General features: G+C 57.3%; 21 protein-coding genes, 1 tRNA gene and 1 riboswitch. Of the genes, 15 read left to right on the top strand and 7 right to left on the bottom strand.

The annotated features are described in order from the left end of the window. Window positions 1-37: 37 nt before the first annotated feature. Window positions 38-631, bottom strand: coding sequence for a GTP cyclohydrolase II (ribA, locus tag G5193_RS16875; RefSeq protein WP_005337152.1), 594 nt, complete (start codon window positions 629-631; stop codon window positions 38-40). Between the two features lie 247 nt (window positions 632-878). On the opposite strand from ribA, the gene cmk reads away from it, so the two are divergent. The 6 genes from cmk (at window position 879) to pyrF (ending at window position 6,052) form a co-directional block, all read left to right on the top strand. Further along, entirely contained in the window at window positions 879-1,571 is a 693-nt protein-coding gene (cmk, locus tag G5193_RS16870; protein ID WP_019444698.1) for a (d)CMP kinase, read from the top strand. Window positions 1,572-1,665: 94 nt separating this feature from the next. Next, window positions 1,666-3,336 (top strand): 30S ribosomal protein S1, encoded by a 1,671-nt coding sequence (rpsA, locus tag G5193_RS16865; protein WP_005337148.1) that lies wholly within the window; start codon window positions 1,666-1,668, stop codon window positions 3,334-3,336. 92 nt (window positions 3,337-3,428) lie between these two features. Continuing rightward, the gene (gene ihfB, locus G5193_RS16860) at window positions 3,429-3,713 is read left to right on the top strand and encodes an integration host factor subunit beta (protein WP_005299934.1); all 285 of its coding nucleotides are present in this window, start codon (window positions 3,429-3,431) and stop codon (window positions 3,711-3,713) included. A 158-nt stretch (window positions 3,714-3,871) separates the two neighbouring features. After that, window positions 3,872-4,156, top strand: a complete 285-nt coding sequence (locus G5193_RS16855) for a LapA family protein (RefSeq protein ID WP_005337143.1) — start codon at window positions 3,872-3,874, stop codon at window positions 4,154-4,156. Between the two features lie 9 nt (window positions 4,157-4,165). Next, window positions 4,166-5,332: a lipopolysaccharide assembly protein LapB gene (gene lapB, locus G5193_RS16850; RefSeq protein WP_047438342.1), complete on the top strand. Its 1,167-nt coding sequence runs from the start codon at window positions 4,166-4,168 to the stop codon at window positions 5,330-5,332. 18 nt (window positions 5,333-5,350) lie between these two features. Further along, window positions 5,351-6,052: an orotidine-5'-phosphate decarboxylase gene (gene pyrF / locus G5193_RS16845; protein ID WP_042083286.1), complete on the top strand. Its 702-nt coding sequence runs from the start codon at window positions 5,351-5,353 to the stop codon at window positions 6,050-6,052. Here pyrF and rrtA read toward each other — a convergent pair. Next, window positions 6,027-6,620, bottom strand: a complete 594-nt coding sequence (rrtA, locus tag G5193_RS16840) for a rhombosortase (RefSeq protein WP_270657478.1) — start codon at window positions 6,618-6,620, stop codon at window positions 6,027-6,029. The two genes, pyrF and rrtA, sit on opposite strands and share 26 nt — an antisense overlap. Here rrtA and G5193_RS16835 point away from each other — a divergent pair. The 5 genes from G5193_RS16835 to G5193_RS16815 all read left to right on the top strand — a co-directional run bounded on the left by G5193_RS16835 (window position 6,619) and on the right by G5193_RS16815 (window position 9,507). Continuing rightward, window positions 6,619-7,242: a tRNA-uridine aminocarboxypropyltransferase gene (locus G5193_RS16835; protein WP_421206541.1), complete on the top strand. Its 624-nt coding sequence runs from the start codon at window positions 6,619-6,621 to the stop codon at window positions 7,240-7,242. The genes rrtA and G5193_RS16835 overlap by 2 nt on opposite strands. 20 nt (window positions 7,243-7,262) lie before the next feature. After that, a complete protein-coding gene (queC, locus tag G5193_RS16830) occupies window positions 7,263-7,970 on the top strand; it encodes a 7-cyano-7-deazaguanine synthase QueC (protein ID WP_005359893.1) in 708 nt (235 codons plus the stop codon). Between the two features lie 61 nt (window positions 7,971-8,031). Further along, window positions 8,032-8,703 carry a 7-carboxy-7-deazaguanine synthase QueE gene (gene queE / locus G5193_RS16825; RefSeq protein ID WP_421206539.1) on the top strand — a complete coding sequence of 224 codons (672 nt, stop codon included), beginning with the start codon at window positions 8,032-8,034 and terminating at the stop codon, window positions 8,701-8,703. Between the two features lies 1 nt (window position 8,704). After that, window positions 8,705-8,935 carry a DUF3820 family protein gene (locus tag G5193_RS16820; RefSeq protein ID WP_005337126.1) on the top strand — a complete coding sequence of 77 codons (231 nt, stop codon included), beginning with the start codon at window positions 8,705-8,707 and terminating at the stop codon, window positions 8,933-8,935. Next, window positions 8,932-9,507: a cob(I)yrinic acid a,c-diamide adenosyltransferase gene (locus G5193_RS16815; protein ID WP_106844486.1), complete on the top strand. Its 576-nt coding sequence runs from the start codon at window positions 8,932-8,934 to the stop codon at window positions 9,505-9,507. Before G5193_RS16820 ends, G5193_RS16815 begins: the two co-directional genes overlap by 4 nt. Window positions 9,508-9,576: 69 nt before the next feature. Here the strand turns inward: G5193_RS16815 and G5193_RS16810 are convergent, their stop codons facing one another. Beyond that, window positions 9,577-9,981 carry an H-NS family nucleoid-associated regulatory protein gene (locus G5193_RS16810; protein ID WP_279490670.1) on the bottom strand — a complete coding sequence of 135 codons (405 nt, stop codon included), beginning with the start codon at window positions 9,979-9,981 and terminating at the stop codon, window positions 9,577-9,579. Between the two features lie 302 nt (window positions 9,982-10,283). Further along, window positions 10,284-10,455: riboswitch (Lysine riboswitch) on the top strand. Between the two features lie 88 nt (window positions 10,456-10,543). On the opposite strand from G5193_RS16810, the gene G5193_RS16805 reads away from it, so the two are divergent. Beyond that, window positions 10,544-12,124, top strand: coding sequence for a Na+/H+ antiporter NhaC family protein (locus G5193_RS16805; RefSeq protein WP_421206536.1), 1,581 nt, complete (start codon window positions 10,544-10,546; stop codon window positions 12,122-12,124). A gap of 91 nt (window positions 12,125-12,215) precedes the next feature. After that, on the top strand, window positions 12,216-12,797 hold the full coding sequence (locus G5193_RS16800) for a thymidine kinase (protein ID WP_005337121.1): 582 nt from the start codon (window positions 12,216-12,218) through the stop codon (window positions 12,795-12,797). Between the two features lie 80 nt (window positions 12,798-12,877). Here the strand turns inward: G5193_RS16800 and G5193_RS16795 are convergent, their stop codons facing one another. Further along, window positions 12,878-14,215 (bottom strand): flavohemoglobin expression-modulating QEGLA motif protein, encoded by a 1,338-nt coding sequence (locus tag G5193_RS16795; RefSeq protein WP_216953395.1) that lies wholly within the window; start codon window positions 14,213-14,215, stop codon window positions 12,878-12,880. A gap of 158 nt (window positions 14,216-14,373) precedes the next feature. Between G5193_RS16795 and G5193_RS16790 the strand changes: the two genes are divergently transcribed. After that, entirely contained in the window at window positions 14,374-14,829 is a 456-nt protein-coding gene (locus G5193_RS16790; RefSeq protein WP_005337119.1) for a YbjN domain-containing protein, read from the top strand. 134 nt (window positions 14,830-14,963) lie between these two features. After that, window positions 14,964-15,051 (top strand) — tRNA-Ser (locus G5193_RS16785). A 294-nt stretch (window positions 15,052-15,345) separates the two neighbouring features. Here the strand turns inward: G5193_RS16785 and G5193_RS16780 are convergent. The 3 genes from G5193_RS16780 to G5193_RS16770 all read right to left on the bottom strand — a co-directional run bounded on the left by G5193_RS16780 (window position 15,346) and on the right by G5193_RS16770 (window position 18,965). After that, window positions 15,346-16,068 carry an AcvB/VirJ family lysyl-phosphatidylglycerol hydrolase gene (locus G5193_RS16780; protein ID WP_421206534.1) on the bottom strand — a complete coding sequence of 241 codons (723 nt, stop codon included), beginning with the start codon at window positions 16,066-16,068 and terminating at the stop codon, window positions 15,346-15,348. Window positions 16,069-16,079: 11 nt separating this feature from the next. Continuing rightward, on the bottom strand, window positions 16,080-18,629 hold the full coding sequence (gene mprF / locus G5193_RS16775; protein WP_421206532.1) for a bifunctional lysylphosphatidylglycerol flippase/synthetase MprF: 2,550 nt from the start codon (window positions 18,627-18,629) through the stop codon (window positions 16,080-16,082). Between the two features lie 153 nt (window positions 18,630-18,782). After that, on the bottom strand, window positions 18,783-18,965 hold the full coding sequence (locus tag G5193_RS16770; protein ID WP_005337116.1) for a hypothetical protein: 183 nt from the start codon (window positions 18,963-18,965) through the stop codon (window positions 18,783-18,785). Window positions 18,966-18,983: the final 18 nt, after the last annotated feature.

Here is an 18,983-nt window from a genome sequence, read left to right as displayed (position 1 = left end):
GGAGGCGTTTGACTATCTGACATTCGTCAATGCAGGCTCACTTCTTCAGCATATGATCCAGCTTGTTGGCCTTGGTCGACAGATAGAACTCGTTGTGGGGATTGCGTCCTTCCTGCAACGGAACCCGTTCGGCCACCGGAATACCGAAGGATTCCATCGCTTTCATCTTGCGCGGGTTGTTGGTCATCAGTTTGAGAGACTTGACTTCAAGCTGCTTGAGCATGTCGGCGCAGATGGTGTAGTCGCGCATATCGGCGGCGAAACCAAGGGCCACGTTGGCTTCCACGGTATCGGCCCCCTGATCCTGCAGGTGATAGGCGCGGATCTTGTTGAGCAAGCCGATGCCACGGCCCTCTTGACGCACATACAGCAACACGCCACGACCGGCTTTGGCGATATTCTCCATGGCCGCCTGCAACTGGAAACCGCAGTCACAACGCAGGCTGAACAGGGCGTCGCCGGTCAGGCACTCTGAGTGGATCCGGCCCAGCACGGGCTCTTCACCGGTAATGTCGCCCATCACCAGTGCGGCATGATCTTTGCCTGTGCCGGTTTCCTGAAAACCTACCAGCGTGAAGGTGCCCCAAGGGGTGGGCAATTTGGATTTGGCCACGAGGGTAACGCTGCTCATAGGTTGCTCCTTACTACTAACGGCTCAAAAAAGGGGGCCAGTTTAGCGCGCCTTGTCAGGAACGACCATAAGAACAAGTCCCTGCATTGCTTAATGAAATCTCCAAATGAGATACAAGCACAGCTGTCCGACGGGTTTTGGCCCTTTGTGCGGATTGATGACTGCCAGGCTCACCACATTCGGGTATAATCGGCGCCCATTAACCCACCCCTTCGGGATGGGAGCAACACAGTGCAGGAGAGAAGTTATGCCTCAGATGGCCCCCGTAATGACAATTGATGGCCCCAGTGGTGCAGGTAAAGGCACCTTGTGTCAGCTGCTTGCTGAGAAGCTGGGTTGGCACTTGCTGGACTCGGGCGCCATCTATCGGGTGTTGTCCCTGGCCGCCCTGCATCACGATGTAGAGCTGGATAGTGAAGCTTCACTGGTGCCACTGGCTGCCAATCTGGATGTGCAATTTCAGGTTGAGGGCGATCTGGTCAAGGTGATCCTGGAAGGGGAAGATGTCTCCCGCACCATCCGCACCGAAGAAGTGGGTAATGCTGCCAGTAAAATCGCCGCCTTCCCCCGGGTGCGCGAAGCCTTGCTGCGCCGTCAGCGTGCTTTTCGTCAGGCCCCGGGTCTGATTGCCGATGGTCGTGATATGGGCACAGTTGTTTTCCCCGAGGCCGAGGTGAAGATTTTCCTCGACGCCAGTGCCGAAGAACGGGCCCAGCGTCGCTATAAGCAGTTGCAAGATAAGGGCTTTGATGTTAACTTTGAGCGTCTTTTAACCGAGATTCGGGAACGTGACGATCGCGACAGAAATCGCGCTACAGCACCCCTGAAACCGGCAGAAGATGCTCTGGTGGTAGACTCTACCGCCATGACCATAGATGAAGTGCTGGCAACAGTACTCGCCTATGCAGAGCAACAACTTGGTGATGCCAGCGCAAGCTGACATCCGGTCGTCTGCACCAAGGATGGCGCAGATTATTTAAAACAGCCCCGCTTGTGCCGGATTGCAAGTGGATGTTTCATTTGTGACATAAACAATGATCGAATCTTTTGCTCAACTCTTTGAAGAGTCCCTGAACGCCGTTGAAACCCGTCAAGGTTCCATCGTCAAGGGTACTGTCGTTGCTATCGAGAACGGTTTCGTACTGGTTGACGCCGGTCTGAAATCCGAGTCCGCTATCCCGGCTGAAGAATTCAAGAACGCCATGGGCGAGCTGGAAATCAACGTCGGCGACACCGTTGACGTGGCTCTGGACTCTATCGAAGATGGTTTCGGCGAAACCAAGCTGTCCCGCGAAAAAGCCAAGCGCCACGAAGCCTGGCTGCAGCTTGAGAAGGCTTACGAAGAGCAAGCTACCGTTATCGGTATCATCAACGGCAAGGTCAAGGGTGGTTTTACCGTTGAACTGAACGGCATCCGTGCCTTCCTGCCGGGTTCTCTGGTTGACGTGCGTCCGATCCGTGACACCGCTCACCTGGAAAACAAAGAACTCGAGTTCAAAGTCATCAAGCTGGACCAGAAGCGCAACAACGTTGTTGTTTCCCGTCGTGCCGTGATCGAGACCGAGAACACCTCCGAGCGCGAAAGCCTGCTGGCTAACCTGCAAGAAGGTCAAGAAGTTAAGGGTATCGTCAAGAACCTGACCGACTACGGTGCATTCGTAGATCTGGGCGGTGTTGACGGCCTGCTGCACATCACCGACATGGCGTGGAAGCGCGTTAAGCATCCTTCCGAAATCGTCAACGTTGGCGACGAGATCGCTGTCAAGGTTCTGAAGTTCGACCGCGAGCGTACCCGTGTATCCCTGGGTCTGAAGCAGCTGGGCGAAGATCCCTGGGTTGCTATCGCCAAGCGTTACCCGGAGACCACCCGTCTGTCTGGCCGCGTGACCAACCTGACCGACTACGGCTGCTTCGTTGAAATCGAAGAAGGCGTTGAAGGCCTGGTACACGTATCCGAGATGGATTGGACCAACAAGAACATCCACCCGTCCAAAGTTGTTAACGTTGGCGACGTGGTTGACGTGATGGTTCTGGACATCGACGAAGAGCGTCGTCGTATCTCCCTGGGTCTGAAGCAGTGCAAATCCAACCCGTGGCAGCTGTTTGCCGAAACTCACGCCAAAGGCGACCGTGTTTCCGGCAAGATCAAGTCCATCACTGACTTCGGTATCTTCATCGGTCTGGATGGCGGCATCGACGGCCTGGTTCACCTGTCTGACATCTCCTGGAACAACCAGGGCGAAGAAGCCGTGCGTGAATTCAAGAAAGGCGACGAGATCGAAGCCGTTGTTCTGCAAGTGGATCCGGAGCGTGAGCGCATCTCCCTGGGTGTCAAGCAGATCGAAGAAGACCCGTTCAACAAGTACCTGGCTGACAACAAGAAAGGTGCTATCGTGAAGGGTAAGGTTACCGAGGTTGATGCCAAAGGTGCCGTTATCGAACTGGCTGATGGCGTAGAAGGCTACCTGCGTGCCTCCGACGCTGCTCGTGACCGCGTAGAAGACGCCACTCTGGTGCTGTCTGTTGGTGACGAAGTTGAAGCTAAATTCATGGGCGTTGATCGTAAGAACCGCACCGTAAGCCTGTCTGTCCGTGCTAAGGACGAGGCTGATGAGCGTGTTGCTATCGATAACCTGAACCAGCAAGAAGAAGTTGTGTTCAGCAATGCTATGATGGAAGCGTTCAAAGCCGCCAAGGGTGAGTAATCCTTGATGCAAGAAAAGGGCGGCATTGCGCCGCCCTTTTTTATCCTGGCAAAATGAATATTGCATGTGATCGGGGAAGGAGATTTAACGTTATGACCAAATCAGATCTCATCGAACAACTGGCAGCCAGCCGCATGCATATGCCGGCCAAGGATGTCGAAGCCGCCATCAAGGAGATCCTTGAGCAGATGGCGTCGACCTTGCAAAACGGCGACCGGATTGAAATCCGCGGATTTGGCAGTTTTTCACTGCACTATCGTGCGCCCCGTGTGGGCCGCAACCCCAAGACTGGGGACAAGGTTGAACTGACCGGGAAATATGTCCCGCACTTCAAACCTGGCAAAGAGTTGCGCGAGCGCGTCAACATCATTGAATAATGCAGAAATGGGCATACCTCGGGTATGCCTTTTTTCTTTTTGGCACCGATTCATGTGCCAATCGTCTTGTTTCTTAAACTCTTTTCCCATTCACTCTAGAGTCTGCCTGCGATTTTAAGGATAATCAGCCTCTCATTAGATACTGACAGGGAGCTCTTATGAAGCGTATTTTGGCCCTCATTCCGCTGGTGCTGGTGTTTGTTCTGACCCTGGCGCTGGGCTCACAAAATGGCCAGCTGGTTCAGTTCAATTACCTGATCGCTCAGGGTGAGTTTTCGCTTGCCATGCTGTTGGGCTTCTTCTTCGCTGGCGGTTTTTTGCTGGGCTGGCTGGTATTCGGCCTGCTGTTCCTGCGCCTGAAAATGCAAAACCGCACCCTCAACCGCACCATGCGTCGTCAATCCCGCGAGTTGGAGCTGGCCCGGTCACCGGGTAAGGAATAATGTTCCTCAATGCTTGAACTGCTTTTCCTGCTGTTACCCATCGCCGCCGGTTATGGCTGGTACATGGGTCGCAGGAGTGTTCGCCAGGACACCCAAAAACAGAGTAACCAGTTTTCCCGCCAGTATGTGGCGGGCCTCAACTATTTGCTGTCCGATGAATCCGACAAGGCGGTGGATCTCTTTATCCAGCTGCTTGAGGTGGACAGTGAAACCATCGAAACACACCTCTCCCTCGGCAACCTGTTTCGCCAGCGTGGGGAGGTCGATCGTGCCATCAAGATCCACCAGAACCTGGTAACCCGCCAACTGACCCGGGAGCAGCGTCAGCTTGCCCTGCAGGAGCTTGCGCGCGACTTTTTGGCTGCTGGTCTGCTGGACCGAGCGGAAGCGCTCTGGAATGAGCTGTGTGATGACAGCGACTATGAAGAGACGGCGCTGGCACAGCTGTTGATCATCCATCAGCAGTTGCGGGACTGGGATAAGGCCATCGATGTGGCGGTTCGTCTGCAAAAATTCCAGGGCAAGAAGCTGGCCGACCCCATCTCCCATTTCTATTGCGAGCAAGCCGAGACCGCGCTGCGTGAGGGCAATAAAGGGGAGGGGCTGGCCAAGCTCAAACGGGCGCTCAGTATCAATCCGGCATGTGCCCGGGCCAGTTTGCGCCTCGCTGAGCTCGCCATGGCAGAGGGGGAGTATGAGCAGGCCAGCAAGGAGCTGCTGCGGGTGTTCGAGCAGGATATCGACTTTGCCTCCGAGGCAATGCCCAAATTGCTCGAGTGCTATCAGCAGTTGGGGCGCACGCCTGCGTTGATCCCGCTGCTTGAGAAGGCTGTGGAAGATCACGCCGGTGTCAGCGTGACCCTGGCCCTTGCCAAGCTGGTTGAAGAGCGTGATGGCCTGAGCCAGGCCCGTTCGCTGGTGTTGCGTCAGCTGCGTCGTCATCCGTCGATGAAAGGTTTTTACCAGCTGGTGGGTTTTCAGCTGGCCAGTGCGGAAGAGGGGCCTGCCAAGGAGAGCCTCGAACTGCTGCAACAGCTGGTCGGCGAGCAGATCAAAATCAAGTCAACCCACAAGTGTCGGCAGTGCGGCTTTGCCACTCACTCGCTGTTCTGGCAGTGCCCGTCTTGTCGCCAGTGGGGTTCCATCAAGCCGATCCGTGGTCTGGACGGTGAATAACAAGCAATAGGATGTGAGATGCAAGATCCCAAAGTACTGGTAGCGCTGGATTATCAGCACGAGGCAGATGCCTTAGCGTTCGTTGAACGTATCTCTCCGGCCCAGTGCCGTCTCAAGGTAGGCAAGGAGATGTTTACCCTGTTTGGCCCGCAATTTGTACGCCAGCTGGTGGCCAAGGGATTTGATGTCTTTCTGGATCTGAAGTTTCACGATATTCCCAATACCGTTGCCAAAGCCGTGGCAGCCAGTGCCGAGCTCGGTGTCTGGATGGTCAACGTGCATGCCAGTGGTGGTGAGCGGATGATGCGTGCCGCCAAAGAGGCGCTGCTGCCTTATGGCGACAAGGCGCCATTGTTGATCGGGGTGACCGTACTGACCAGCATGGAGCAGTCCGACATGATCCCTCTTGGTCTGGATGTGAGCCCTGCCGAGCAGGTGATCCGGCTGGCTACCTTGACCAAGACATCCGGCTTGGATGGGGTTGTCTGCTCTGCCAACGAGGCCCATGAGCTTAAAGCCTTGCTGGGCGAAGATTTCAAGCTGGTGACCCCGGGTATTCGCCCGACCGGTTCAGCGGCCGGGGATCAGCGCCGGGTGATGACACCGAAAGCGGCGGTCGAGGCGGGGTCCGATTATCTGGTTATCGGTCGCCCCATTACGCAGGCTGCCGATCCGGCCGCCATGCTGGCCAGCATCAATGCCGAGCTGGCTGGTGCGTAACAGGCTCACTCAGTGATACGCGGTGCAGGCCGAGCAACAGGCCTGCACCGGCCCCGATAAGATGAGAGCCGATGTGTACCCTGGCATTGATCAGGGTGGATATCGGGCTCTCTCCTGCGTTGTAGAAGTCCATCGCCAGCTTGAGTCCCATCCCTGCCAACAGTAGCCAGCCCGATGTGCGGCGTCCGTGGCGAATATCCTGCATTGCCCCCCAGACAAACAGGCCATGCAGCGAGCCGGATAGCCCCATGTACCATTGGGTCTGCGGGCACCACCACCAGATCCCCAAGCCCACTGCCAACCAGAGCAGCAACATCAGCAGCGGCAGGTGAGCCCCACCCAGATAGTCGCGAAACAGGCTATAGAGGATGGCGAGGCCGCCCAGATTGAGCAGCAGGTGCCACAGATTGGTATGAGCCAGATTGCCTGTTATGATCCGCCACCCTTCGCCCCCGGCGATCAAGGGCCGATCGAAGGAGAGCTGAAGATTGGGAACGGTAAAGAAGAGTAGCAAGCTGGTGAGAGAGAGCGTGATAACCCAGAGCAATCCAGATTTGTCTGACAACATGAAACAGTCCAACGACAAGAACAGTCGATACTGTACACGTTGCACCCGAGCCCTCAAAGCCTGCCTGTGCGATTATATTGTGCCGGTTGACAATCACACGCCCCTCTACATCTTGCAGCACCCCAACGAGGTGGCACATCCCAAGGGGACTGCCGCGCTGCTGGCGGCCTCTTTGCAACAGTGCGAGATCCATGTGGGGGAGGACTTTTCCCGCGATGAGTGGCTCAATGTGCTGCTGGCTGACCAATCCCGTCGTTATTATTTGCTCTGGCCGGATGAGGATGCCATTTCGCTGACCGATCTTCGCCAACAGTGGGAGAGTGAATCCTCTGGCTCCGCATCCGTCGCCTTTATCTTGCTTGACGGCACCTGGCGCAAAGCCTATCGCATGTTGCAGAGCAACCCGGCACTGGCCCGCTTGCCCCGCATCGGCATTGGTGCCATTGCCGGTCAATATGCCATTCGAAAGAAACCCTTTCCCGATGCCCTCTCTACCATAGAGGCGGGCTATCACCTCTTGTCCCGGTGGGAGGGGAGGCCGGAGCACTATGCGCCCTTGCTGACCCTGTTTAACCGGTTGAATACCCAGTGGCAGGACTTTGCCGAAGGCCGCCGCGCGTGACAATTCAAGGAGTTATCAAGATGAAAAAAGCAGTCGTGGTTTTCAGTGGCGGTCAGGACAGCACCACCTGTCTGGTACAGGCATTGGCCCGGTATGATGAAGTGCACGCCATCACCTTCGACTATGGCCAGCGCCATCGGGAAGAGATCGACACCGCGCGTCGTCTGGGCAGTGCTCTGGGGATCGCCGCCCACAAGGTGATGGATGTGACGCTGCTCAATGAGCTGGCGGTCTCTGCCCTGACCCGTGACGACATCCCGGTCAGCTGCGAGCTGCAGGATAATGGCCTACCCAACACCTTCGTGCCGGGTCGCAATATCCTGTTCCTGACCCTGGCTTCCATCTATGCCTATCAGGTGGGCGCCGAAGCGGTGATCACCGGTGTCTGCGAGACCGACTTCTCCGGCTATCCCGATTGCCGTGACGAGTTTGTCAAGGCCCTCAATCAGGCGGTGTCGCTGGGGCTGGATCGCGGCATCCGTTTTGAAACTCCCTTGATGTGGCTCGACAAGGCCGAAACCTGGGCACTGGCGGATCACTATGGTCACCTCGACACGGTGCGCCAGCAGACCCTGACCTGCTACAACGGCATTGCCGGTGACGGTTGCGGCACGTGTCCTGCGTGTGAACTGCGCAGTCGCGGTCTGAACAACTATCTGGCCGACAAGGCGGGTATCATGGCCAGACTGTTTGAGAAAACCGGGCTGGGCGAGAAAAGCGCAGAGTGAGCCTGCGTCTTGCCGTGGCTTGGGGTATAATCCGCGACTTTTGCAACAAGCCGTGATCGAGATGCACTACCCAATCAACGAGATTTTCCAGACCATCCAGGGGGAGGGCATCTTTACCGGCCTGCCCGCCATCTTTGTTCGCCTGCAGGGTTGCCCGGTGGGCTGCCCCTGGTGCGATACCCGTCATACCTGGGTTGTTGATCCGGCTCGTGAAGTGGGTAAGGCGGCGGTACTGGATGGTTCCAACGAATCCGATTGCTGGAGCCAACTCAGCACCGCGCAGATTATCAAGAGCTTTGGCGATCTGGGTTATCAGGCACGCCATGTGGTGATCACCGGTGGGGAACCCTGCCTCTACGATCTGCACGAACTCTCGTCAGCATTACTGGCGGCGGGTTATCAGGTGCAGATTGAAACCAGTGGCACCAGCGAGATCAAGACTCATGAGCAGACTTGGGTAACCGTCTCCCCCAAGATCGGTATGAAAGGGGGGCTGCCTGTGCTGGTCTCGGCGCTGGAGCGGGCCAACGAGATCAAGCATCCGGTGGCCACCGAGCACCATATTGAAGAGCTGGATGCGCTGCTCGCTACCGCAACCCTGCGCCCGGACGTGGTCATTGCCTTGCAGCCGATCAGCCAGAAACCAAGGGCCACCCAATTGGCGATGGATACCTGTATCGCGCGTAACTGGCGACTCTCAATCCAGACTCATAAATATCTGGATATCGATTAATATGGATTGGCTATCCGACGAACAGGTACTGCTGACCCTGACCAACAAGATGCCTTACGGTAAATATCAGGGTCGACGTATCATCGATATTCCCGAGCCCTATCTGGTGTGGATGGCGCGCAGCGGTTTTCCGGCGGGTAAATTGGGCCAGACGCTAGCGTTGGCTTACGAAATCAAACTCAATGGACTCGAGTCCATGATTATTCCCATTATTAACAGGATGTCGGTATGAGAATATATACGAGGCAGGGCGACAAGGGCATGACCCGGCTGGCCGATGGTATCCCATTGCCCAAGGATCATTTGCGGGTCGAGACCTACGGTTATATCGATGAGCTAAACTCCCATATTGGTTTGTTGATTTGTGACGTCCCATCGCAAGAGGTCGGCTTATTGGCTGATTTACAGCTGTTGCAACAGGAGTTGTTTGATCTGGGGGGCGAGTTGGCATTCTCCAGCGACGCCCAGAATGAATCGATTTGGCAGGTTAATGCCGCTTGGACAACTCGCCTTGAACAGCAGATAGATCGTTATAGTGAGCCATTGCCACCGCTGCGCCAATTTATATTGCCCGGTGGTTCCCGTGCTGCGGCGCAAGCGCATGTGGTGCGCACTCTGGTGCGTCATTGCGAGCGCTTGCTGCTGACATTGAGCCGGGAAGAGCGGGTCAATCCCGAGGTGCTGCCCTATCTGAACCGGATGAGTGACTGGTTCTTTACCGTTGCCCGCTATCTCATCTGCGTGGCAGGGGAGCGTGAAGTGCTGTGGGTCAAGGCAGCAGATCGCCCGCAATCAGCTATCTGATATTTCACGTTTAAGCGGCAATAAAAAACCTCGCCTTGGCGAGGTTTTTTATTAGCAACGAGATTGAGATCAGATAGCAAAGTCTTCCAGTGATTTGCCTGCTGCCACTGCGCTGGCAATGACCGAAGGCATACGGCCCTGGCCGGTCCAGGTTTTCTCTACGCCATTATCCTGATAGCGATATTTGGCCGGACGTGGCGCCCGCTTGCCTTTTTCTGATTTGCCGGGGTTGGTAGCGACAGCGCTTACCAATTCTGCCGGGTCAATACCGGCGGCTTTCAGCATTTCGCTATATTCGTTAATTTTCCGCAGATGCTCTTCACGGGCCTGACGCTCGGCAGCTTCATCTTGCTGACGTTCAGCAACGATAGTAGAGAGTTTTTCCAGTGCCTCTTCCAGTTGTTCCAGAGAAAGCTCGCGGCAGGTCGCACGCAGACTGCGGATATTAAGCAGTACCTTTAAAAATTCATTCATAGGAGTTACCACGTCGAGTCAGAGAAAAATATTATGTTCCAGCTGATTCTTGCTTGGTGATTTAAATAAGTCAAGCCGGGTTAAATATTATATCCGTGGGGAACATCAATACAGATATTTAATATGGCCTGCAATAGGCTTGGTGATTGGATGCCAATGAAGCCGCAGTAGGTGAAAATAGCGTCAAAGTTGGCGTTGTTGCATCATTTGACTACCATTTTCCGACCTTGATTTGTTTATTATGATTATTTAATCAAAAAACTTGCTATAAGCTGCCATCTCGATAAAATGTGCGGCGAATACCTTTAAGTAGAGGCGCGCTGCCTATGAGTATTTGTGCGGAGGGTGATGCCTGTGATGCACAAGGAAAGGAGTCAGCGCCGAAGTGGCCAGGCCATCATACCGGGCTGCTGGTTCTGCATCTAATAGGTGCAGGACTGCCATAGTCATCCACTATGGAGCGCTACCTGAAGGGGCTGAGGAGTATAACCTCCCCATAGGTTTTGTTTCTTTAGATCCTCTCGGTAGATCTCCACCTGTAATCTTTAGGTGCAAAGAGATCATGGACATTAGTCATTTCGCCGACTCCGGTTGGTCCGTTCTTCCCCCCCTGTTGGCTGTCGCGCTGGCGATCATGACCCGCCGCGTGCTGCTGTCCCTTGGTGTGGGCATCGTCACCGGCAGTTTGCTGCTCAATCAGTTTTCACCCCTCGAATCCCTGCATTACATGTTGAATACCGTGCTCAAGATCTTCTGGGTCGATGGCGCGCTCAATCGTGACAATGTCAACATGATCCTGTTTATGCTGCTGCTGGGTGGCCTCATCAGCCTGATGAGCGTCTCCGGGGCGACCCGTGCCTTTGCCGAGTGGGCCGAGCGTCGTGCCAAGACCCGCAAGGGCGCCAAAGCCCTGACTGGCATGATGGTGTTTGCCTTCTTTATCGATGACTTCTTCCACAGCCTGTCGGTGGGGGCCATCTGCCGTCCGGTGACCGACCGCTTCCAGATCTCTCGTGCCAAACTGGCCTATCTGCTGGACTCCACCGCGGCGCCGGTCTGCGTGCTGATGCCCATCTCCTCCTGGGGGGCTTATATCATCGCCCTGGTTGGCGGCATCATGGCGGCACACGGTCTGACCGAACAGAGCCCCATCGCGGCGTTTGTCGAGATGATCCCGATGAACCTTTACGCCGTCTTCACCCTGATCATGGTGCTGGTGGTGATCGCCTGTCAGCTCGATATCGGCCCGATGCGTCAACACGAAGCGTGGGCGCTGGAAGGCAAGCTGTGGGATGAGTCCAAGGGCCGCCCCATCGGTCTGGATATGGAGAGCCCGGAAGAGAGCAACGGCGGCATGATCGACATGGTATTGCCGATCCTGACCCTGACTGCGGCCACCATCTATTTCATGATTGATTCCGGTGCTGCGGTGCTGAGCGAGAAAGGGCTGCCGTTCAGCGTGCTCGGCTCGTTCGAAAACACCAACGTCGGCTCTTCGCTGGTCTACGGTGCCCTGTGCAGTCTGGTGGTCTCCATCGGTCTGGCGATGCGTCTGAAGCTGGGTGCCAAGAACTGGATCAAGGCCGCGCCACAAGGCGTCATGGCCATGCTGCCGGCCATCAACATCCTGCTGTTCGCCTGGACCATAGGTGCCGTGGTGCGTGATGTGGAGACTGGCAAGTACCTGGCTTCGCTGGCTAACGGCAACCTGCCGATCGAAGTGCTGCCTGCCGTGGTCTTTATCCTCTCCTGTGCTATGGCGTTTGCCACCGGCACCAGCTGGGGAACCTTCGGCATCATGCTGCCACTGGCCGGCGACATGGCTGCCGCCAGCGACATCAGCCTGATGTTGCCGATGCTGGCCGCGGTACTGGCTGGCTCGGTGTTCGGGGATCATAGCTCGCCCATCTCCAGCACCAGCATCCTCTCTGCCACCGGTGCCGGTTGCCATCACATCGATCACGTGATGACCCAGCTGCCTTATGCACTGGCCATTGCCTTCGGTGCGGCCATCGGTTACCTGGCGATGGGCTTGATGCACTCCAGCCTGGCCGGTTTCAGTGTCAGTGCCCTCTGGTTTGTGCTCTTTACCAGCTATCACCTGAAAAAGGCCAAAGCGCGGCCAGCGCTGGCCACCGCGTAACATTTATAGAGCAAGGGGCCCGCGGGCCCCTTGGTTTTGTCAGGGGCTTTGGTTAGCATGCGCCCCATAAATTCAGTTTCGGAACAGTATCATGGCTTCACTGCACTACAAATTTGCCACCATGAATTCAGGCAAATCCACCCAGCTCATTCAGGCGCACTTCAACTATCTGGAGCGGGGCATGCATCCTCTGGCGATGACGCCAGCCATCGATGACCGTTTCGGGGTCGGGGTGATCAGTGCCCGGGTAGGTCTTGAACTGAAGGTGGACGTGTTCAGCGACAGCTGTGATCTGTTTGAAATGGTGAAAGAGCGTCATGCGAAGAAACATATCGATGTCTTTATCGTGGACGAGGCCCAGTTCCTGACCCGTGAGCAGGTCTACCAGCTGGCCCGCATCGTCGATGAGCAGGATATTCCGGTGATGGCCTATGGCCTCAAGACCGATTTTCGCGGCGAGCTGTTCCCGGGCTCATACCATCTGCTCTGTCTGGCCGACAAGTTTGAAGAGCTGAAGAGCATCTGCTGGTGCGGCAACAAGGCTCACATGAACTCCCGGGTCAACGAGGCGGGTCAGGTGATGCGTGATGGCGAGCAGGTGGAGATCGGTGGCAACGATCGCTATGTGTCACTGTGCCGCAAACACTATCTGGAAGGTCGGGCCTACAAGTAATTCGGCTGCGATATTTGAATCGTCGAGAAGGGCGTCCATCTGGCGCCCTTTTTATTTTCCCCAACTTGTATCGCTGTGGTTCAGTCTATCTCGATATCCACCGGCGCAATGATGGGGTCGGCCACCGGCAGGCGTTGAAATAGCTGGCGAAAATGGTGCTGTACCCGGCCGATATCCACCAGCGACATGCCGGAGGCAAAACCGAACCAGACATAGAGGCCGGTGAGATCGCGAAACATCGGCGGCAAATAGCGGGGGGCGGCAATCAGCCCCTCCAGATAGTGTTGATAGAGTACCGGAATATCATCAAGCGTCACCTTGCCGACAAACAGCATTGGCAGGATCTCGGGCACCCCTTCCAGCACGGCGCTGCGGATAAAGTTGACCGTCTCCACATAGCCACGCACGTAGGAGAGATCCTTGGTAAAACAGGCGCCGCCGCCCACCATGCCGCCACGAAAGACCCGCTGGGTGATCTTGTAGGCGTCGTGCTCGCTGGTGCCCTGCTGTACGAAGTGCTTAAACACCTCGATAAAATCGGCGCCGCGCTCGGCCATGTCGATGGCCATCACCCGATCGGAGATGCGCTTGGCCCGATCCGGAAAGGAGCTGAAGGTGAGGGTCTCTATCAGGACAGCCAGCCCCTCCTGACAGGCGGTGATCCGCGGTGAACCGGCGCTCAGCCAAGTGGCATAGGGCTGCTGGCGACCGTTGAGGGTGGTGCCGACATGGACCCACCCCTCGTGCACCTCCAGCACCTGCAAGTCCAGCTCGGAGAAACGGGCGTGGGAGTTGAGCTTGATGTAGTCGCCACCGGCAGCGGCATCGGAGACAATCCCATCGCTCAGCTTCACCTGCACAGTGCCGTCACTGAAGTAGCTCGACAGCTTGCCCTGCAGTTTGGCGACCGCGGCCTCTCCTTCGAACTCCTTGGGGTAGGGACGCACCAGATGGCGGGCGCCGGGCAGGGAGAAGATATCGCACAGGCGGGCGCCCAGCTCCTTGAGAGTCTTGCGATCCCCGCGCAGGTGATCGCTGGCAGAGCCATAAAGCAGCTGGCTGTAACGCTGAAAATCGGGTTGGCCGCGCTGGCGCAGCATCTCGATCACCACCATGTACTGATCGACCGTCTCTTGCAGGATCCGGCCAAGATCGTCCTGTGGCCCCAGTTTTCTGCGGATCCTGTCCCGCAGCTCCTTGAGTTCCAGATACTTGTTGCGCGGATCGAAGCCGAGGGGGAGGGCATCATAGAAGTGCCTGTCGATAGCGGGCAGCTCCCTGCCACCGCTTGCCAGAAAGCGATCCTGCAGATGGCGTGGCCATTTGATGGCATCCAGAATGCGGATGGGTTTTTGCAGGGTGAGCAGCTCATCCGAGAGTGATTTCAGATGAAGGCGATACTTTTCTTGGATAGTCATGGGGCCCCCTGTGGGGCAAGCGTCGTCGTGGATTTGGCTGAGTATATGCATAGCGCTTGCCAAAAAGAAGCGAGCCGCAGGGTTATTGGGTTGGCGTGCTTTTTGTTGATAGCAAATTGGTTTAGACTGCGCCCCTTGATCCCAATCTTGTCGTGGAAATGATGAATATCCCCAGCTCCGAAATGATAATGCGTTGGTTGCAACAGGCTCGTATCGAGCACTATGTCTGCGACCAGTGTCACGGTATCCACATTGTCTCTTTGCAGTCGGTCGATGGTATTCAGGAGAGCCGGATCTTCGTGGAAGAGGAAGGCCTGCTGTTCTCCTCCGAGCTGGAAGTGCGCCCCTCCGCAATGCTGCCGCTGGTTGCCGAACTGGGCCGACTCAATATGCAGTACCCCTCCCTCAAGGTGTTCCTCGATATCATCGATGACAACCTGCCGCGGCTGGTGGTCGGGCACACCGTCTTTACCAAGGCCGGACTCAGCGTCGAGCAGTTCCTGCTGTTCGTGCAAAGCACCATCGCTGCCACCCACGAACTGGTTGCCGAATGCGAACGTTCCGGCTTCCTCAACCTGCCGGAAATCCAGGTTGCACCGGAATCTGTGCATTAAGTGTTCGAACGGTTCGCCAGGTGAAAAAAGCCGTTGACGCGGGCGGGGCTTTCCCCTAAATTACGCCCCGTTCCAGCGCAACAGCGCAGCGAACACCGTGTTGGCTGAACACGTTAAACCACAGACCAAAATTTGGTGAGGTGTCCGAGTGGCTGAAGGAGCACGCCTGGAAAGTGTGTATACGGCAACGTATCGAGGGTTCGAATCCCTCCCTCACCGCCACATTGCAAAGCCCTGATGGAAACATCAGGGCTTTTTGCTTTCTGGCGCAATCCCCGCGTGGTTGCTGGCATAGGAATGCAAATCCTCATTGTTGATAGCCCAGCATCTGGCTGAACCTCTTGGGCAATCGTAGTGAAAAGCCTCGGTGACTTTGACGCCACGGCCAACCCATTGGTCGATCCTTTTAAAGTTTCCGCCCAATTCAGTACAAGGGCCTCTCGCAAGAGAGGCCCTTTTCATTGCTCGCTGATTTGCCCTGCTCGGTACTTAAAAGGCATTCCGTGGTGATACCGATTAATGCTCCACAGTCAGCGGATCCGGGGGCAGGTTCAGATGCTTGGTGATGGCCTGATAGAGCTGGGGGTAGTTATCGTCAAAATGATGTCCTCCCGGCAGGGTGATGCTGGTGACGTTGGGCTGGTTGAGACGGGGGCAGAGGCGGTCGTCATCATCATCGTCGGCTCCTTGCAGGCAGAGCATCGGCAGGTCGCGGATGGTCTTCACCTGCGGCTCGGTCGGGTAGCTCCGCGCCTTGTGGGTCAGCATGTCGCTGACGTGGATCTCGAAGTCCGAGCTGGTGGAGGGGGAGAGCATCACGGCCCCGACCAGCCTCTGACGATAGTGCTCCGGCAACCGGTTGATGACGAAGGGGACAATCTCGGCACCAAACGAGAAGCCGACCAGCAGCCAGCGGGGGCGCTGCCAGCGAGTCTGGTAATCATCGAGGATCCGCTCCAGATCGGCGGTCACCTGCTCCGGGGTTTTCTTCTTCCAGTAGTAGGTCAGGGAGCTCCAGCCCACGACCGGCATGCCGTGCAGCTGAAACTGGGCGCTCAACCCCTTGTCGAGGGCTGCCCAGCCACCATCGCCGCTGAGAAAGATCACCATGGGGGCGTCGGATGGCTGCTTGACCGGCAGCTCAATCAGGCTCAGGTCATCCTTGACTGGGGCGGCGTGCGCCGCAAAAGACGAAACGGGCAGTACGAGACTGAGTAACAGCAAAATCAAGGCTCTCATTGGCCATGCTCCTATTTCTTGATCAGCCCCAGCGGGCCGCGGCTAATCAGGGTGATCAGGTGAGTCAGGGTTCTGGGCAGTACCAGCTTGCTGCTGCAGAGCAGGTAGCGGGGTTCCCAGCGGGGCGAAAATTTCTCCTTGTAGCGTCTGAGCCCCTGGAAGTTGTAAAAGCGGCTGCCGCGCACAAACAGGGTATTGCCAAGGCGGGCCCAGTAGCTGCCGAGCGGGTGATCGTTGAACCCAGACATGGGGGCCATCCCCAGATTGAAGCTGGCGTACCCTTGCGCCTTGCCCCACAACAGCAGTTCGACAAAGAGAAAATCCATGATGGGGGCGGTGCCGGTATCCAGGCTGTAGCGCATCAGATCGATGGAGAGCATCTCCTTGCTATCGCTCACCCAGAGGTTGGCAAAGCCGACGATCTGCCCCTCGTGCCACACCAGCGCAGCCGGGCTCAAGGTCAGGTAGTCAGGCTCGAAGCGGCCGACCGAGAAGCCCTTCTCCTTGCCCATCTTGCTCTGCAGCCAGGTATCGGAGACGGTCTGCAATCTGGGCAACAGGGGGGCCACGGCACTTGCCTCGACCACCTCGAAGGTCAACCCTTCCCGTTTGCCCTTGGCGTGGCTCTGGCGCAGGTTGCGCAGCCGGCTGCCCGCCAGATCGAAGGTAGCCAGATCGACCATCGCCTCTTCACCAAGCTTGAAGGGGATCAGCCCCAGCTCCAGATAGAGCGGCAGATAGCGGGCCGAGACCTGATAAAAGACCGGATTGGCGTCGTGTTCATCGCATCGCTCGCGAAATTGCCAGAGCAGCTCTTCGATCTGCTCGGGGCGACCGACCGGATCCCCCATCACAATCCAGCTGTTGCCCTCGATGCCATACATCAGGAAGGCGTCACCGGCGGGGTGGAACAGCAGGGACTTGTCCTGCAACTGGGCCAGATAGCCGTGGATCCCCCCTTCGCGCACCACCAGCTCGTGAGCGCGCGCCAGCGTCTCCTTGTCCGGCTTTTCGCCGACCATGCGCAGCGGCGCAAGCAGCTGGGCAACCCCGGCAACGGCCAGCACGGCCACCACGCTCCCCATGGCGCGCAGGCCGCGGGCCGCCCCACCGTGGGGCGAGAAGTGGAACCAGAGGGCGTGGTCATACTCCACCTGACGATAGGAGAAGAGCAGCAGCCACAGCGCCCCCAGCAGCACGGCGCCGACCGAAATGAGCCAGCCTGGGGTGTACTGGGGATAGAGCAGCGACCCCTTGCGATAGAAGAGGGTGCGGCAGGGGGTCATGATGAGCAGGAAACTGCCAAGCAGCAGGGCTGACTCCCAGTCCCCCCCCTTGAGCAGGGAGAAGGCGATACCCAGAGCCAGCAGCAGCTGGGTGATGCGAAACGCGGCGTCGTGACGGCGATAGAGGCTGCGCGCCAGCAGGATCAGGAGGATACCGCTCACGCTGCCGAGCACGTGGGAGAGCTCCAGTAGGTGGAGCGGCAACACCTGCAGCCACACTTCGATGTGGCTTCGCATGGTCGGGATCATCCCCGAGCAGAGCAGCAGGCTGCCGGCGGCGAAGGTGCCCATGCTGATAAGGGCGGGAAGAAATTCGCGCACTGCGCTCATCAGCCCCTGTAGCCGCTGCCAGCGCGCTTTTTGTTGCAACATCTCCTGGCTGGTAAAGAGCAGCAGGGCACAGAGAAAGGGAAGCAGATAATAGATGCAGCGGTAGAGCAGCAGCGAGGCGAGCAGCTTGTCGGTTGGCAGGTAGTTAGCCAGCAGCAGGCTCATGCTCGCTTCGAACACGCCGATCCCGCCCGGCACGTGGGCCAGTACTCCGAGGAAGCTGGCCAGCACGAAGGCACTGAGCAGCACAGGGTAGGGGACGCTATATGCGGGCAGCAGCACAAACAGTACGGCGGCGGCGGCCATCCAGTCAGCCAGCGCGACCAGCAGCTGCGACAGACGAACTTTGAAACCGGGCAGGGTCAGGGTGTGTTCGCGCCAGGAGAGACGGTGTGTGGGCCAGCAGAGGTAGCAGGCCACCAACAGCAGAGCCATCATGCCCGCCAGCCTGAGCAGGGTATCTGCCCACTGCGGCCAGTCAGGCAGCAGCTGTGATACATCGCAGGTCAGTAGGGCGCCACCTTCCCACGCCAGCAGGCCGAGGAAAAAAGTGATGGAGCAGAACAGCACCACGCGGGCCACTTCTCCGGTGGCGAGCCCCAGTGCGGAGTAGAGGCGATAGCGTACCGAGGTACCGGTCAGCAGGGCAAATCCCAGGGTGTTGGAGAAGGTGTAGGCGATAAAGGAGGTGATGCTGACCTGTTGCCAGGGAAGGCGCTTGCCCAGCGCATGGAGCGCCAGCATGTCATAGCTACAGAGACAACCATAACTGAGCAGGGTCAGCAACAGGGCGCCCGCCAGTCGCGGCAGGGGTTGGGACCAGATAGCCACACGAATATCGTGCCAGTGCCATGCCTGAGTCAGGTGATACAGCACGGTCAGTGCGGTGCCGAGCAGCAACAAGCTGCACAAGGGGCCTAGCCATTTAAGCAGATGACGCCACATGCCATGTTCCTGTGGTCATTGACCGTTTCCCGCAAAGGGGGAGCCGGGTCGTGGATCCGGTTTGGACGAGGGAGGCGCTCGTCAGGAAAATTTCGGGAAGAGATGGAAAGGGAGGCGTCAGCCTCCCTCTGTGCTATCCAGTGACCGGTTGGATCACTTGGTTTTCGGTGCGACTTTGACGGCAGGGGTCTTGGCGTGGGTGGCTTTATGGTGTTTTTTCACCACCTTGGTCTGGGTCGCCTGCGGTGTGGCTGTCTTGGTCGGGGTGGCCGCCATGGTGAAACCGGAGGTGAGAGCGAAGACGGCAGCCAGGGTCAGGGGAATGATCTTTTTCATGTTCAATTTCCTTATTCG

This window comes from Aeromonas sp. 601027 (assembly GCF_049174455.1).
Classification (GTDB): Bacteria; Pseudomonadota; Gammaproteobacteria; order Enterobacterales; family Aeromonadaceae; genus Aeromonas; species Aeromonas veronii_A.
Note: the sequence above shows the minus strand (reverse complement) of the source record. Positions and strands in the feature narration are given on the sequence as shown.